The organism is Saccharopolyspora sp. NPDC002686 (assembly GCF_040295745.1).
In the GTDB taxonomy this organism is placed as follows: Bacteria; Actinomycetota; Actinomycetes; order Mycobacteriales; family Pseudonocardiaceae; genus Saccharopolyspora; species Saccharopolyspora oryzae.
Genome location: NZ_JBEOVY010000198.1, coordinates 1 through 14,166 on the forward strand (window position 1 = coordinate 1; position 14,166 = coordinate 14,166).

14 protein-coding genes and 2 tRNA genes are annotated in these 14,166 nt (G+C 68.9%); 9 read left to right on the forward strand and 7 right to left on the reverse strand.

The window, feature by feature from the left end; translation table 11 throughout:
• Positions 1–117 precede the first annotated feature (117 nt).
• From ABTZ89_RS23955 to ABTZ89_RS23965, 3 genes are all read right to left on the reverse strand, one after another.
• Entirely contained in the window at positions 118–744 is a 627-nt protein-coding gene (locus ABTZ89_RS23955) for a 2'-5' RNA ligase family protein (RefSeq protein ID WP_270949413.1), read from the reverse strand.
• A 55-nt stretch (positions 745–799) separates the two neighbouring features.
• Positions 800–2,221 (reverse strand): MDR family MFS transporter, encoded by a 1,422-nt coding sequence (locus ABTZ89_RS23960; protein ID WP_351048427.1) that lies wholly within the window; start codon positions 2,219–2,221, stop codon positions 800–802.
• 470 nt (positions 2,222–2,691) lie between these two features.
• Positions 2,692–2,762, reverse strand: a tRNA-Gly gene (locus ABTZ89_RS23965).
• A gap of 127 nt (positions 2,763–2,889) precedes the next feature.
• Here ABTZ89_RS23965 and ABTZ89_RS23970 point away from each other — a divergent pair.
• Both ABTZ89_RS23970 and ABTZ89_RS23975 read left to right on the forward strand, forming a co-directional pair.
• Positions 2,890–2,963, forward strand: a tRNA-Pro gene (locus ABTZ89_RS23970).
• 87 nt (positions 2,964–3,050) lie between these two features.
• On the forward strand, positions 3,051–3,308 hold the full coding sequence (locus tag ABTZ89_RS23975) for a hypothetical protein (protein ID WP_351048430.1): 258 nt from the start codon (positions 3,051–3,053) through the stop codon (positions 3,306–3,308).
• On the opposite strand, the gene ABTZ89_RS23980 is transcribed toward ABTZ89_RS23975, so the two are convergent.
• Complete coding sequence (locus ABTZ89_RS23980) at positions 3,295–4,215, reverse strand: ferredoxin family protein (RefSeq protein WP_270949367.1); 921 nt, start codon at positions 4,213–4,215, stop codon at positions 3,295–3,297. The genes ABTZ89_RS23975 and ABTZ89_RS23980 overlap by 14 nt on opposite strands.
• 176 nt (positions 4,216–4,391) lie before the next feature.
• On the opposite strand from ABTZ89_RS23980, the gene tig reads away from it, so the two are divergent.
• The 5 genes from tig to ABTZ89_RS24005 all read left to right on the forward strand — a co-directional run bounded on the left by tig (position 4,392) and on the right by ABTZ89_RS24005 (position 9,922).
• Positions 4,392–5,750 carry a trigger factor gene (gene tig, locus ABTZ89_RS23985; protein ID WP_270949366.1) on the forward strand — a complete coding sequence of 453 codons (1,359 nt, stop codon included), beginning with the start codon at positions 4,392–4,394 and terminating at the stop codon, positions 5,748–5,750.
• 237 nt (positions 5,751–5,987) lie between these two features.
• A complete protein-coding gene (locus ABTZ89_RS23990; protein ID WP_270949365.1) occupies positions 5,988–6,611 on the forward strand; it encodes an ATP-dependent Clp protease proteolytic subunit in 624 nt (207 codons plus the stop codon).
• Positions 6,612–6,650: 39 nt separating this feature from the next.
• A complete protein-coding gene (locus ABTZ89_RS23995) occupies positions 6,651–7,283 on the forward strand; it encodes an ATP-dependent Clp protease proteolytic subunit (protein ID WP_093152379.1) in 633 nt (210 codons plus the stop codon).
• Between the two features lie 523 nt (positions 7,284–7,806).
• Positions 7,807–9,087, forward strand: coding sequence for an ATP-dependent Clp protease ATP-binding subunit ClpX (gene clpX / locus ABTZ89_RS24000; RefSeq protein ID WP_270949364.1), 1,281 nt, complete (start codon positions 7,807–7,809; stop codon positions 9,085–9,087).
• 202 nt (positions 9,088–9,289) lie between these two features.
• Positions 9,290–9,922, forward strand: coding sequence for an RBBP9/YdeN family alpha/beta hydrolase (locus ABTZ89_RS24005; protein ID WP_351048436.1), 633 nt, complete (start codon positions 9,290–9,292; stop codon positions 9,920–9,922).
• A 350-nt stretch (positions 9,923–10,272) separates the two neighbouring features.
• On the opposite strand, the gene ABTZ89_RS24010 is transcribed toward ABTZ89_RS24005, so the two are convergent.
• The gene (locus ABTZ89_RS24010) at positions 10,273–11,151 is read right to left on the reverse strand and encodes an alpha/beta hydrolase (RefSeq protein ID WP_270949362.1); all 879 of its coding nucleotides are present in this window, start codon (positions 11,149–11,151) and stop codon (positions 10,273–10,275) included.
• Positions 11,152–11,209: 58 nt separating this feature from the next.
• Positions 11,210–12,049 (reverse strand): formate dehydrogenase accessory sulfurtransferase FdhD, encoded by an 840-nt coding sequence (gene fdhD / locus ABTZ89_RS24015; RefSeq protein WP_270949361.1) that lies wholly within the window; start codon positions 12,047–12,049, stop codon positions 11,210–11,212.
• 107 nt (positions 12,050–12,156) lie between these two features.
• Here fdhD and ABTZ89_RS24020 point away from each other — a divergent pair, with 107 nt between their 5' ends.
• Both ABTZ89_RS24020 and ABTZ89_RS38975 read left to right on the forward strand, forming a co-directional pair.
• Positions 12,157–13,485 carry an OFA family MFS transporter gene (locus ABTZ89_RS24020; RefSeq protein WP_351048441.1) on the forward strand — a complete coding sequence of 443 codons (1,329 nt, stop codon included), beginning with the start codon at positions 12,157–12,159 and terminating at the stop codon, positions 13,483–13,485.
• Positions 13,482–13,589 (forward strand): MFS transporter small subunit, encoded by a 108-nt coding sequence (locus ABTZ89_RS38975; protein ID WP_502949593.1) that lies wholly within the window; start codon positions 13,482–13,484, stop codon positions 13,587–13,589. Before ABTZ89_RS24020 ends, ABTZ89_RS38975 begins: the two co-directional genes overlap by 4 nt.
• A gap of 7 nt (positions 13,590–13,596) precedes the next feature.
• Here ABTZ89_RS38975 and ABTZ89_RS24025 read toward each other — a convergent pair.
• A partial coding sequence (locus ABTZ89_RS24025) for a substrate-binding domain-containing protein (RefSeq protein WP_351048443.1) occupies positions 13,597–14,166 on the reverse strand: 570 nt, incomplete at its 5' end.

Sequence of the window (14,166 nt, forward strand, 5' to 3'; positions counted from 1 at the left end):
GCCCACCACCTTTTAAAACCCACCCACCAAACATCTTTTCCCCACCCCCCCTCAATCCCTACCGCCCGGGCCGCCGCGGGGCTGCCCCCGCCGCCGCGCGTCGGCGGGGACCGGGGATCAGGCGCCCAGCGGGACTTCGGTGACCTTCTCCCACTCGGGGCTCGAGTGGTCGCGGTCGAGCTTGACCAGCGTCAGCGACGGGATCTTCGCCGTGGTCGGCTCCACCACGGTGCCGCTGAGCGTGGCCACGGCGAAGATCGCCGGGCCGTCGGTGGTGGAGTGGGCGAGGCTGACGTGCTTGTCGACGTCCTCGGGTTCCGGCGGCACCGCCGATTCGCCGAGCACGTCGGCCAGCGCTTCGCGCACCGCGTTGCGCAGCTCGATGACCGTCGACTGCGGTTCGGCCGGCAGCGACAGCGATTCCGGCTGCACCACGGCGTGGTGGAAGGCCAGGGTGAGCGGCAGCACCGCCTCGAGCCGCTTGCGGGTGGCCGCGACCAGCGGTTCGATCCGCGTCTCGTCGATCTCGTCGGTGAACCCGATCTCCTGGATCAGGATGTGCATCCACTCCAGCGGGACCAGGTCGAAGCCCGGCAGGTCGCGCAGCGCGTACTGGTAGTCGTTCACCAGCTTGCGCAGTCCGGGTTGGTCGGCCAGCGGCAGCAGCCAGGCGTAGCCGGTGCGCCCGGCGCGCCAGCCCGGACGCCAGCGGTCGTGGTTGCGGACCTGGTCGACGTGCGGCATATCGGTCACCCCTCACATCCTGCCCGGAGCTTTCCGGCAGCGGGGCGCTCTTGACCTATCTCACGGTCTCGGCCGCTTCGCGGTCGCCTGTTCGGGGCGGTTCGCTGGGGCGGTCGAGGCTGGCCGCGGCATCGGCGTCGCGCACCCGCAGAGCCAGCAGGATACCCAGCACGGCGAAGACCGCGGAGACCAGGAACGCCCCGTGGTAGGCACCCAGCTCGACCTCGGCGAACGAGGTGGTCTGGTCCATCGTGGACCGGCCGTGCTCGGTGAGCACCACCAGCACGGTGGCGACGATGGCGGTGCCGAGGGCGGTGGCGACCTGCCGGCTGACGTTGAACAGCGAGCTCGCCTGCCCCATGGCCGACCCGGAGATGCTCGCGAAGGTCGCCGTCTGCACCGGGGTCATCAGCAGCCCCATCGCCACGCCCTGCACCGCGAGCAGCCCGACGAGGAAGCCCAGCGGGGTGGTCAGCCCCTGCAGCTGCAGCCCGGCGCAGATCGCCAGCTGGACCGCGTACCCGGCCAGGATCAGCCGCTTCGGTCCGATCCGGCCGTAGACCCGGCTGACGACCTGGGTGGTCAGCAGCATGGCCACGGCCTGCGGCATGAGCACCAGCCCGGCGTACATCGGCGACACGCCGCGCAGGTTCTGCAGGTACAGCGGCAGCAGGAAGAGGATGCCGAACATCGACCCGGTCTGGCAGAGCAGCAGCAGGTTGCCGGTGCCGAACATCCGGTCGGTCAGCAGCCGCAGGTCGAGCATCGGTTCGCGAACGGTCAGCTCCCGCCAGATCAACCCGGCGATGAGCAACCCCGAGATCAGCAGGCTCGCCCAGACCGGAACGGCACCCCAACCGAGCTGGGCCCCTTGTTCGAGCCCGTACAGCAGCGTCGCCAACCCGACGCCGGCGAGCAGGAAGCCGGGGAAGTCGAACCGCCCGGGATCGCGGCGCTCCTCCTCCCGCAGGTAGAGCACGGTGAACAGCAGCGCGAGCGCCCCGACGGGCACGTTGATGAAGAACACCCACCGCCAGCTGGCGTACTCGACGAGCACACCCCCGAGAACCGGCCCGAGCATCGGAGCAACGGTGATCGGAATGGACAGCACGGCCCCGGCCTTCGCCCGCTCGTTGGCGGGGAAGGCCCGGAACAGCATGGCCTGCCCGACGGGCACCAACATCCCGCCACCAACGCCCTGCAGCACCCGAGCGCCGATGAGCATCCACAACTCACCGGACACCCCGCAAAGCACGGAAGCGAAGGTGAAGATGATCACGGCAGCCTGAAACGTCCGCTTGCTCCCGAACCGATCGGCGATCCAACCGGAAGAAGGGATGAACACGGCCAAACTGATCATGTACCCGGTCAGCACCCACTGGAGCGCAGCCGGATCCACCTGGAACTCCCGCCCCAACGTGGCGAGCGCCACGTTCAAGATCGTGACGTCCAGGATCTGCATGATCAAAGCCAGCACGAAGGTGATCCCAACGAGCCACTTGTACTCAAGCCGCCGCACAAAACCCCCAAGCAGAAGAGATCAAAAACCAAAGCCCCAACAGCACCCCGAACCCCACCAGCTTGACCCAACCCCCCGACACTCCCCAAAACATTTTCAACCCAAACCAACCCCCAAAGATCAAAAACCCCACCCAAGCCCAACGACAACCGAGAGCGAAGCCCGAGACCAAGGCCAACGGTGGCGAGGAGGCCAACGACAACGGAGACGGGTCAAGACAGCGGCGACGGGTCAAGACAACGGAGACGGGTCAAAAAGTGGTGACCCACGGCGTGCTGGTGAAAACCCAGGTCGGGAACGCCCCAAAACGCACGGAGCAAAGAAAAGGAAACCCCCGCACCGTGGGGATGTGGGGGGCTCGGCCCCCCACGGCAATGGCGAAGAGCAAAGGCCAAAGCAAAGCGTTGGCACACTCCACCCAAGCTCGGAGCGGGCGACGGGAATCGAACCCGCGTAGCCAGTTTGGAAGACTGGGGCTCTACCATTGAGCTACGCCCGCGTGCTGGTTTCGCTTGTTCCTCCGGGCGGTTCCCGGTGGCTTCGGCGACCTTGCGTGCCACAGCTTAGCGGGTCGCGATAGGCTCTTCGCAACGCACCCGGGGTTCTCGGGTGCGTCGCACGTCGGACGGGGTGTGGCGCAGTTTGGTAGCGCACTCGCTTTGGGTGCGAGGGGTCGTGGGTTCAAATCCCGCCACCCCGACGTCGCGGCCGGTCGCTCGCTTCTCGCGGGCGGCCGGTTTTTTGCTTTCCGGGTGGGTTTTGCTGGTGATCTGGGTCGCAGTCGTGCGTGACGCTTGGTAACGGCCGGGCGTGGGGCGCCGATTTCCCGGTCATGCGCGAGGGGATTCCGGGGTTGCGCGTGCACTTGCCCGCGGTGGTGGTGTGCGTGGTGCTGGGTGCCGCGTTGGCGCTGCTGGTCGTGGTGTCGTTCGTCGTTCCGGGTCCGCAGGGCGTGGCTGAGCTGACGCCTGCGGACGGGATCGTCACGGCTGTCACGCCCACCGAGTTGAGCGCCGCGGTCGGTTCGATGTTCAGCGGTCGGTGATGTCGACCGCGGTGGTCGAGGTGGGGCGGACCGCCGTTTTGCCGCAGCTGTTGGGGCGGGGCGGGTCGAGTTCGCGGGTGTGCACGGTCACCTGCCAGCGGCGGCCGTCCTGGTGGGCCACTTCGACCTGGTCGGCGGTGCTGCCGGTGATGCGCAGCGCGTCGGTGAGGTGTTCGCCGAGGTGTTCGCGGACGGCGAGTTCGGCGGTTTGTCCGGCGCGGTCCCAGGTCGATCGGCCGCGGCAGTGCTCGAGGGCGACTTTTCCGGAGGCGGCCGCGGACAGGACTGCTTCGACGGCGTGGGCGGTGAGCCGTCCGTAGGTGTATCCGCTGGGCAGCAGCACTGCGGCGGGGGCGAAGCGGTGTCCGCCGGTGTGCGAGGTTTCCCAGATCGCGTTCTCGTGGCGTCCGGCCAGGTCGGTGATCAGCTCGCGGCCGAGGAGCGCGCAGCACCGGTCGCGGCGGCCGTTGGTGCAGATCAGGAGCAGGGGGTCGGCGGCCGGTCGTCCCCAGTCGTCGTGGTGTCCGGCGGCGATGCGCTCGAAGTCGAGGTCGAGCAGTTCGGCCGGGTCGTCGGTGGTGTGCTCGCGCAGCCAGCCGGTGCCGGGTTCGGTGTTGGCGAGCAGGACGTGCCGGGTGGCGTCGCCGGGGGTGTCCGCGTGGCGTCCGGGGCGGCGGATCAGCTGGACCCGCACGCCGTGCTCGCCCGCTTTCGCCTCCAGCGCCCGGCCGAGGTCCGGGTCCAGGTGGCTCTGCACCAGCGCGTTGTGCCCCCACGGCCCGCGCTGCTCCAGGCACAGCCAGCCGCGCGCGACCGCGGCGGTCCCGGTCAGCGGTTCGGCGAGACCGGTGGACAGCGCCGCGCAGGTGGCGTGATCGGCGGTGGTGTGCTGCACGATTCCACTCAAGCACGGATGGCGGCTCGGCGTTAGGTGAGGCTGCCCAACTTCGCTTCTCGCAACCCCGGCCCGTGGCTCCGGGCGGGAAGCAATAGACTCGGAGGTCAGCCCGGCATTGGACGTGGTGTTGCACCGCGCCCGCTGGTAGCGCCGGGAATCAAAGCACGTTCGCACTAGGAGACCACGTGAAGAGCACCGTCGAGCACCTGAGCCCGACGCGCGTCCGGATCAACGTCGAGGTGCCGTTCGACGAGCTCAAGCCGGACTTCGATCGCGCGTACAAGGCACTTTCCCAGCAGGTTCGCATCCCCGGCTTCCGCCCGGGCAAGGTTCCGGCGCGGGTGCTGGAGAGCCGCATCGGCCGCGCCCCCGTGCTCGACGAGGTCGTCAACGAGGCGGTTCCGGCCAAGTACCTGGAAGCGGTCAACAGCAGCGAGGTGCGCACCCTCGGTCGCCCGGACATCGAGGTGACCAAGATCGAGGACGGCGCCGAGATCGCGTTCACCGCTGAGGTCGACGTCCGCCCCGAGATCACCGTGCCCGCCTTCGGCGAGCTCGCGGTGAGCGTGGACGACGTCGAGGTCACCGAGGACGAGGTGACCGAGCAGCTGGACTCGCTGCGCGCTCGCTTCGGCACCCTCGCCGGCGTCGACCGGGCCGCGCAGGAGGGCGACTTCGTCAGCATCGACCTGTCGGCCACCGTCGACGGCGAGGACGTCGAGGACGCCAAGACCAGCGGTCTGTCCTACGAGATCGGCTCCGGTCAGCTGATCGAGGGCATCGACGACGCGCTGGTCGGCGCGAGCGAGGGCGACACCAAGACCTTCACCACCAACCTGGTCGCCGGCGAGTTCGCCGGCAAGGACGCCGAGGTGACGGTCAAGCTGAACTCCGTCAAGGAGCGCCAGCTGCCCGAGGCCGACGACGAGTTCGCCCAGATGGCCAGCGAGTTCGACACCGCTGAGGAGCTCATCGCCGACCTGCGCGAGCGCATGGGCAAGGTCAAGAAGATGCAGCAGGGCATGCAGGCCCGGGACAAGGTCCTGGACGCGCTGCTGGAGACCGTCGAGGTGCCGCTGCCGGAGAAGGTCGTCGAGTCCGAGGTCGAGGCGCGCCAGCACGACGCGGTGCACCCGTTCGACCACGACGAGAAGCGCCTCGAGGAGTGGCTCGAGCAGCAGGGCAAGACCCGCGAGCAGTTCGACGCGGAGACCCGCGAGGAAGCCGAGAAGGCGGTCCGGACCCAGCTGATCCTGGACACCATCGCCGACGAAGAGGGCGTCTCGGTCTCCGACGAGGAGCTGACCCAGCGGATCATCTACCAGGCGCAGCGCTACGGCGTGAGCCCGGACCAGTTCGTCCAGCAGGCCCAGCAGTCGGGTCAGCTCGGCGCGCTGTTCGCCGACGTGCGGCGCAGCAAGGCGCTGTTCTCGGTGGTGCGCCAGGCCAAGGTCACCGACTCCGAGGGCAACGAGCTGGACATGGACGAGCTGTTCGGTCCGCAGCAGGACGAGGAGAGCGCCGAGGCCGAGAAGGCGGAGTGACCCGTCTCTCGCTCGACAACTCGATAAACATGCTCTAAGCGAACGTGGGCGGTACTGGGAAGCTGGTGCCGCCCACTTTCGTTAGGGTCGGTTGTAGCGGATCACCCGAGAGGGAAGCAGGGCCGTCGAAGTCGCCCGCCGACCAGCTCGGTCCACTGTGGAAGCGGACCGGAAGCGGCGCGAGTGACCGGAGTGGCCCACGAGTAAGAGCCCAATGTGGGAGAAGGCAGGGGAGACGTGACGCAGCACCTGACTCCGGCGTCCGACGCGCAGGCGCCGTCCATGCGGACGGGTACCAACGGACTCTCGCTCAACGACTCGGTTTACGAGCGGCTGCTGCGGGAGCGCATCATCGTCCTCGGCTCCCAGGTCGAGGACTCGATCTCGAACCAGATCTGCTCGCAGCTGCTGCTGCTGGCGGCCGAGGACCCGGATCGCGACATCTCGCTGTACATCAACTCGCCGGGCGGTTCGGTGACGGCGGGCATGGCGATCTACGACACCATGCAGCTGATCAAGCCGGACGTGGCGACCGTGGCGATGGGCATGGCGGCCTCGATGGGGCAGTTCCTGCTGTCCGCGGGCGCCAAGGGCAAGCGGTTCGCGCTGCCGCACGCGCGGATCATGATGCACCAGCCGTCGGCCGGTCTCGGCGGTACGGCTTCGGACATCGAGATCCAGGCCAAGATGTTCTCCAGGCACAAGAAGGAGATGGCCGAGCTGATCGCGGACCAGACCGGTCAGACCGTGGAGCGGATCACCCAGGACTCCGACCGCGACCGGTGGTTCACCGCGGAGGAGGCCCGCGAGTACGGGTTCGTGGACCACGTGGCGAGTGCCGCGAACCTGCCGCGCAGCTGACCATCCCGCCCGGACCTAGCAACTGAGGAGTCACCCGCCGTGAACCCTTACCAGTCCCTGCAGTCCCGGTACGTGCTGCCCTCGTTCGTCGAGCGCACCGCGTACGGGGTCAAGGAGTCGAACCCGTACAACAAGCTGTTCGAGGAGCGCATCGTGTTCCTCGGCGTCCAGGTCGACGACGCCTCCGCCAACGACGTGATGGCGCAGCTGCTCTTCCTGGAGTCGGACGACCCGGACCGCGAGATCCAGATGTACATCAACTCTCCGGGCGGCTCGTTCACCGCGATGATGGCCATCTACGACACCATCCAGTACGTGCGTCCCGACGTGCGCACGATCTGCCTCGGGCAGGCGGCGTCGGCGGCGGCGGTGCTGCTGGCGGCGGGCACCAAGGGCAAGCGCCAGGCGCTGCCGAACTCGCGGGTGCTGATCCACCAGCCGTCCGTGGAGGGCATCTACGGCCAGGTCTCGGACCTCGAGATCCAGGCCGCCGAGGTCCAGCGGATGCGCGACCTGATGGAGTCGACGCTGGCCAAGCACACCAGCCGCTCGCAGGAGCAGGTCCGCCAGGACGTCGACCGCGACAAGATCCTCACCGCGGAGCAGTCCGTGGAGTACGGGATCATCGACGAGGTCGTCCCGTACCGCAAGCTCTCGGAGCAGAAGGCGTAAGGCCTGATTTCCAGGGGCTGCGAGTACAGCTGGTCAGGGGCCGTCTCAGCCGGGCCGGGTGTCCGGGTGAGGCGGCCCCTGCGGGCCTGCGGCGGGGTGCATCGCCCCGTCGCGGGTCGATCACCCGGGTGGCGTCGGGGCACGAGCACGACTGGGGACGCAGCGGCGCGAGTCGTGCGTCACATCGCGTTTCCGCCGGTAGCGGCCGTGCCGTCCGGCAGGTATCAACCCATGGGTGGTCGTGCACGCCGGCTTCGGCCGGGCGTGCGCTGCGGCGCATTCAGCAGTCGGAGAAAACAGCTGCTGCGGCCGGTGGGAACGCGTAGCCTCCCGGCAACGCGGTCGGGCGGCACGCCCGGCAGCGGGGATCACGACACGCCGAGCGCTGTGCTGGTCACATCACGCTTGGCCATGGCGGACACTGTGAGTCTCCCCGAACTCGGGGAACGCCAGGTACCGTCGGAAGCACATACGGTCAGGCGCGCTACCGGACGGCGCGCCGGAGGGGACGGGGTCAGCGGTCATGGCACGTATCGGTGACGGCGGCGACCTGCTGAAGTGCTCCTTCTGCGGGAAGAGCCAGAAGCAGGTGAAGAAACTCATCGCCGGCCCCGGCGTGTACATCTGCGATGAGTGCATCGATCTCTGCAACGAGATCATCGAGGAGGAGCTGGCCGAGGCCGGTGAGGTCAAGCTCGACGAGCTGCCCAAGCCGGCGGAGATCCACGAGTTCCTCGACCAGTACGTCATCGGGCAGGACCCGGCGAAGCGGAACCTGTCGGTCGCGGTCTACAACCACTACAAGCGCATCCAGGCCGGTGAGCGCCGGGAGAGCCGTGGTGAAGAGGCCGTCGAGCTGGCCAAGTCGAACATCCTGATGCTCGGCCCGACCGGGTGCGGCAAGACCTACCTCGCGCAGACGCTGGCGAAGATGCTGAACGTCCCGTTCGCGATCGCCGACGCCACCGCGCTGACCGAGGCCGGGTACGTGGGCGAGGACGTCGAGAACATCCTGCTCAAGCTGATCCAGGCGGCCGACTACGACGTCAAGCGCGCCGAGACCGGCATCATCTACATCGACGAGGTCGACAAGATCGCCCGCAAGAGCGAGAACCCGTCGATCACCCGCGACGTCTCCGGCGAGGGCGTGCAGCAGGCCCTGCTGAAGATCCTGGAGGGGACCACCGCCAGCGTGCCCCCGCAGGGCGGCCGCAAGCACCCGCACCAGGAGTTCATCCAGATCGACACCACGAACGTGCTGTTCATCGTGGCGGGCGCGTTCGCCGGGTTGGAGAAGATCGTCGAGGAGCGGGTCGGCAAGCACAGCGTCGGGTTCGGCGCGGAGCTGCGCTCCAAGGCCGAGATCGACACCACCGACCACTTCTCCGACGTGATGCCCGAGGACCTGATCAAGTACGGCTTGATCCCGGAGTTCATCGGCCGGCTGCCCACGGTGGCCAGCGTGACGAACCTGGACAAGGCGTCGCTGGTGCAGATCCTGACCGAGCCGCGCAACGCCCTGGTGAAGCAGTACAAGCGGTTGTTCGAGATGGACAACGTGGAGCTGGAGTTCACCAAGACGGCGCTGGAGGCGATCGCCGACCAGGCGATCCTGCGCGGCACGGGCGCCCGCGGTCTGCGCGCGATCCTGGAAGAGGTCCTGCTCCCGGTGATGTACGACATCCCGAGCCGGTCGGACGTCGCCAAGGTCGTGATCACCGAGCAGACGGTCCGGGAGAACGTGAACCCAACGATCGTGGCACGCCAGGCAACGCGTCGAGAGCGCCGCGAGAAGTCGGCCTGACCCGGCCCGTTTCTGCGCTTCCGGCGCGGAACTGGCTGCGGGACAGCGGTTTTCGAGTTCGTGTCGTTGAAACGTCCAAGCCCGCGACGGCTTCCCGTCGCGGGCTGTTTCACGTTTGCCCCCGGGCGTCTCCGCTGCGGACCGCGGCGGGTTAGATGATCCTTGGGTACAGACCAGATCATCTCTCCGGGGAGCGGCTGCCATGAGCGAGATGCACGTCCTGCTGATTCACGGGATGACGGGATCCGGCCCTTGGCACTGGCAGCAGTGGCTCGCCGGTCAGCTCCGCGAGCAAGACGTCGACGTCGAACTGCCCTCGTTCCCCGGCCCGGACCGGCCGGTGCTGGCGGACTGGCTGCCGGTGCTGCGCGAGCGGCTGGAGGCAGTGCCGAAGGAAGCCGAACTCGTGGTGGCGGCCCACTCCTGCGGTGTGGCGCTGTGGCTGCACCACGCGGCGACCATCGAGGGGCGTTCCCGGCGCGCGGACCGGGTGCTCCTGGTGGCCCCGCCGGCCCCTGACTGGCAGCACCCGGACGCCCAGGACATCGCGCCGTACCCGACGGACTCGTCGGCGCTGCGCCGCGCAGCGGGCATCACGCGGCTGGTGGTCGGCACCGGTGACCCGTACCTGTCGATGCACCAGGCCCACGGCCTCGCGGAAGCCCTCCAGGTGGAGATGGACGTGATACTGGACGGCGAACACCTCAACACCGACGCCGGCTACGGCCCCTGGCCGGCGATCCTGCGCTGGACCCTCTACGGCACGGTGCCCCTCAACGACCGCTTCGGAGCCGACACCTACACCGCGGAACCGAGGAAGCTCCGCTTGGCGTGAGGTTCCGGTGAGGTTTTTCCATCCGCGTTTTGCGTGGCGGTGCGGGTAGCGGAACCTCAGCGCCCGCCTGGACTCCGGGTGCCAACCCTTATGTATGCCAATACACGGCGGGTTGGCCGTCCTCGCCAGGCGAACGCTGAGAACCCGCGGCGGTGCGAGTTGCGAGGGTGGGTTATGCGCCTGCGGCGCATGCGACCCTCGCAGCGCGGTGCCGGACGTGCTTCGCGGTCGCAGCCCGAACAGGATGGAAAAGCCTCAGTGGGTGCTCCGACTTTCTTCGGCAGGTCCTGACCCGTGAGCACTTTCTGGTGCTCTGGCCCCGGAAAGTGCGCACGGGGTCTGACCAGGCACTACTTGGTGCCGGGGTTGGGAAGTTTCCCGCCGATGAAGTTCACCAGCTCGGGGAGGGCTTTTCGGTAGTAGCGGCTGTTGTGGCCGCCCGGCGTGGTGGAGGCGTAGTCGGGGTCGGCCAGCTGGATGAAGCGGCGGGTGCCCTCGATGAAGCGGTCCTCGGTGCCGCACCACACGCCCAGCGGCAGATCGCCGAGCGACTTGATGTGGCGCAGCGGGTCGATCGCCGCCCATTCCGCCTCGTTGCCGAACGCCTTGCGCTTGCGCATCTCCGGCCAGCTGGTGATCAGCGCCGGCGACACCACTGCGGCCGCCGACAGCGGGTCGCCCATCTCGCGCCTGCGCCGGGCGTAGAGCAGCGTGCCGAAGCCGCCCATCGAGATGCCCGCCGAGGCGAACGGCTGGTGACGGCTTCCCCCGAGGTTGCGCTCGGCCAGCCAGCGCGGCACCTCGCCGAGCAGCATCCACAGCGGATCGTCGTTCGGGCGCCGGTGCCAGTAGTTGTTCCCGCCGCCGTCCACCGCCAGGAACGCGAACGGCGGGATGCGCCGCGCTGCGACGGCGTCCGACAGCCAGTCCGGCAGGCCGAACACGGACTTGCGCGCATCGCCGAACCGGCCGTGCAGCATCAGGCACACCGGAAGTCCTTGGCGCGCAACGCCTTTCGGGAACATCAGGACGAAGTTGATGAAGCAGTTCCTGGCGTGCGAGTAGAGCCGCTCCACGGACACGTTCGACTCGGTGGACAACGCCACCGGCGTCTCGGGCGGGGCGGACCCGATCCGCCCGCCCACGCCCAGCCCGAGAGCGGCGACGCCGGTGATCCCGGCGGCGAGAACACTGCGGCGCGGCAGCAGGGGGCCCTGCGAATCGCGCATGCATCCCTCCCGTGGCGGTCTTGCTCTCCATCGTGCCAACGCCGGGCGCGCTCCGCCGCTAGTCCGTCATGTCGTTGGTCACGATGCGCTCGGCCCCGGTGTAGACGTTCATGGACTGTCCGCGCAGGAAGCCGATCAGGGTCATGCCCTGTTCATCGGCGAGGTCAGCGGCCAGGGACGACGGTGCGGAGACCGCGGCGAGCACCGGTACGCCCGCCATCGCGGCCTTCTGCACCAGCTCGAACGACGCGCGTCCGGACACCATCAGCACGCACCCGGACAGCGGCACGCGCTGCGCCAGCAACGCCCAGCCGAGCACCTTGTCGACCGCGTTGTGCCGCCCCACGTCCTCCCGCACGGCTAGCAGCTCGCCATCGCCGCTGAACAGGCCGGCCGCGTGCAGGCCGCCGGTCGTGTCGAAGACGCGCTGGGCGGCGCGCAGCTGGTCGGGGAGGCCGATGAGGGTGTCCGCGGTCACGGTGAGCGGATCGGCGGCGGGGGAGTGGCGGGTGCTCAACCGGACCGAGTCGAGCGCGGCCTTGCCGCACACGCCGCACGACGACGTGGTGTAGAAGTTGCGGGTCACCGACGAGTCGGGCGGCTGCACGCCGGGGGCGAGCGCGATGTCCAGCACGTTGTAGGTGTTGCGCCCGTCCGGCCCGGGGCTGTCGCAGTAGCGCGCGGTGGCCAGCTGCTCGCGGTCGTGGATGACGCCTTCGGTCAGCAGGAACCCGTGCGCGAGCTCGACGTCGTGACCGGGCGTGCGCATGGTCACCGACAGCGGGCTGCCGTCCACGCGGATCTCCAGCGGCTCCTCGGCGGCGAGCGCGTCCGGTCTGCTCCTGGTGCCGTTGGCGGCGATCCTCAGCACCGGTCGGCGTACGGTGACGCGTCCCATCAGTCCCTCACTCACCCGTTCGCTCGGCGGAAGTCAACCCTCGTCGGACCGCCGTTCCACAAGTATCCTCGGCGCGCCGTGATCGACAGCACGTGGCCGGAGGCCTGATGGTCGCAGATCTGCTCTCTCCCACTCGCACCGTCGCGCCCGCGGACTGGAACCGCTGGCTGGTGCCGCCCGCTGCGCTGGCGGTGCACCTGGCCATCGGGCAGGTCTACGCCTGGAGCGTCTTCAAACCGCCGCTGGAGGACGCGCTCGGCCTCAACGGCACCTTGAGCGCGCTGCCGTTCCAGCTGGGGATCGTGATGCTCGGGTTGTCCGCCGCGCTGGGCGGGACGACGGTGGAGCGCCGCGGCCCGAGGTGGGCGATGGCGGTGGCCACCACCTGCTTCTCGCTGGGGTTCCTGATCTCGTCGGCGGGCGTCGCGCTCGGCCAGTACTGGCTGGTGGTGCTCGGCTACGGCTTCGTCGGCGGCATCGGGCTGGGCATCGGCTACATCTCCCCGGTGTCGACGCTGATCAAGTGGTTCCCGGACCGGCCGGGCATGGCCACCGGGATCGCGATCATGGGCTTCGGCGGTGGCGCGCTGATCGCCTCGCCGTGGTCGACGCAGATGCTGTCGTCCTTCGGCAGCGACCGGTCCGGCATCGCGCTGACCTTCCTGGTCCACGGCGTGGTCTACGCGGTGTTCATGTCGCTGGGCGTACTGCTGATCCGGACGCCGCCGCCGGGGTGGAACCCGGGATCGAGCGCGCGACCGGTGTCGAAGCCGATGATCACCACCGCGAACGTGACGGCCCGCAACGCGGTGCGCACCCCGCAGTTCTGGCTGCTGTGGGTGGTCCTGTGCTGCAACGTCACCGCGGGCATCGGCATCCTGGAGAAGGCGTCCCCGATGATCAGCGGCTTCTTCGCGAACAGCTCGACGCCGGTGGTGGCCGGCGCGGCGGCCGGGTTCGTCGCGCTGCTGTCGCTGACCAACATGGCGGGCCGGTTCATCTGGTCGTCCACATCGGACGTCGTGGGGCGCAAGAACATCTACCGCGTCTACTTGGGCGGCGGTGTCCTGCTGTACTTGGGAATCCTGCTGGCGGGATCGTCCGGGATCCCGGTGTTCGTGCTGTGCGCGATGCTGATCCTGTCCTTCTACGGCGGCGGTTTCGCCACCATCCCGGCCTACCTGAAGGACCTGTTCGGCACCGCGCAGGTCGGTGCGATCCACGGCCGGTTGCTGACGGCGTGGTCGGCGGCCGGAGTGCTGGGACCGCTGATCGTCAACGCCATCGCCGACGCCCGCGAAGCGGCCGGTGCGACGGGTCCGGACCTGTACACGACCTCGCTGGTGATCATGATCGGTCTGCTGGTGGTCGGCTTCGCGGCCAATGAACTGGTCCGCCCGGTCAACCCGAAGTTCCACGAACCGGAGGTCCGATGAACCGCCGAGCAGTCCTGGCCGTGTCGTGGGTCTGGGTGACCGTTCCCTTCGTCTACGGCGTCTACGAGCTGGTCCAGAAGGTCGCGCAGCTGTTCACCGGGTGAGCGCCGCTCACCCGACGATGCGGCGGCGGACGTGGTCGGGGAACACCGCGGCCTTGCGGGCGAGGGTGTCGACGAATGCTGCGGTGAGCGGGTCGGGGCTGCTTCGGGTGTAGGCGGTCAAGGTGCGCTGGACCGGCGGGTCGGGCCGCAGGAGAGCGCCGCCGAACTGCTTCGGGATGATGTTCGCCGGCACCAGCGCCGGGCCGAGCCCGGCGGCGGCGAGCATCGGCGCCGCGGCGGTCTGCTCGGTGCGGACCGCCGCGCGCGCCTGGAATCCGGCTCCCGCGCAAGCCTGGTCCAGCACCTCGGCCAGGCCGTTCTCCGGGCTGTAGTGCACCCAGCCGCGGTCGGCGAGCAGCGGTAGTTCGACGTCCTTCGCGCCGTCGGCGAGCGGATCGTCCGGCGGCAGCACGACGACGAACTCCTCCACCCCCAGTTCGTGCACCGGACCGTCCCAATCGGACGGTGCAGGCCCGACCGCGATGTCGGCCTGCCCGGCGGCCATCGACGCCTCGAGCTCGGCGCCGTGCCGGTGCTCGAAAGAGGTGGACGCCCGGACCCGCCAGGAGTTCATGGC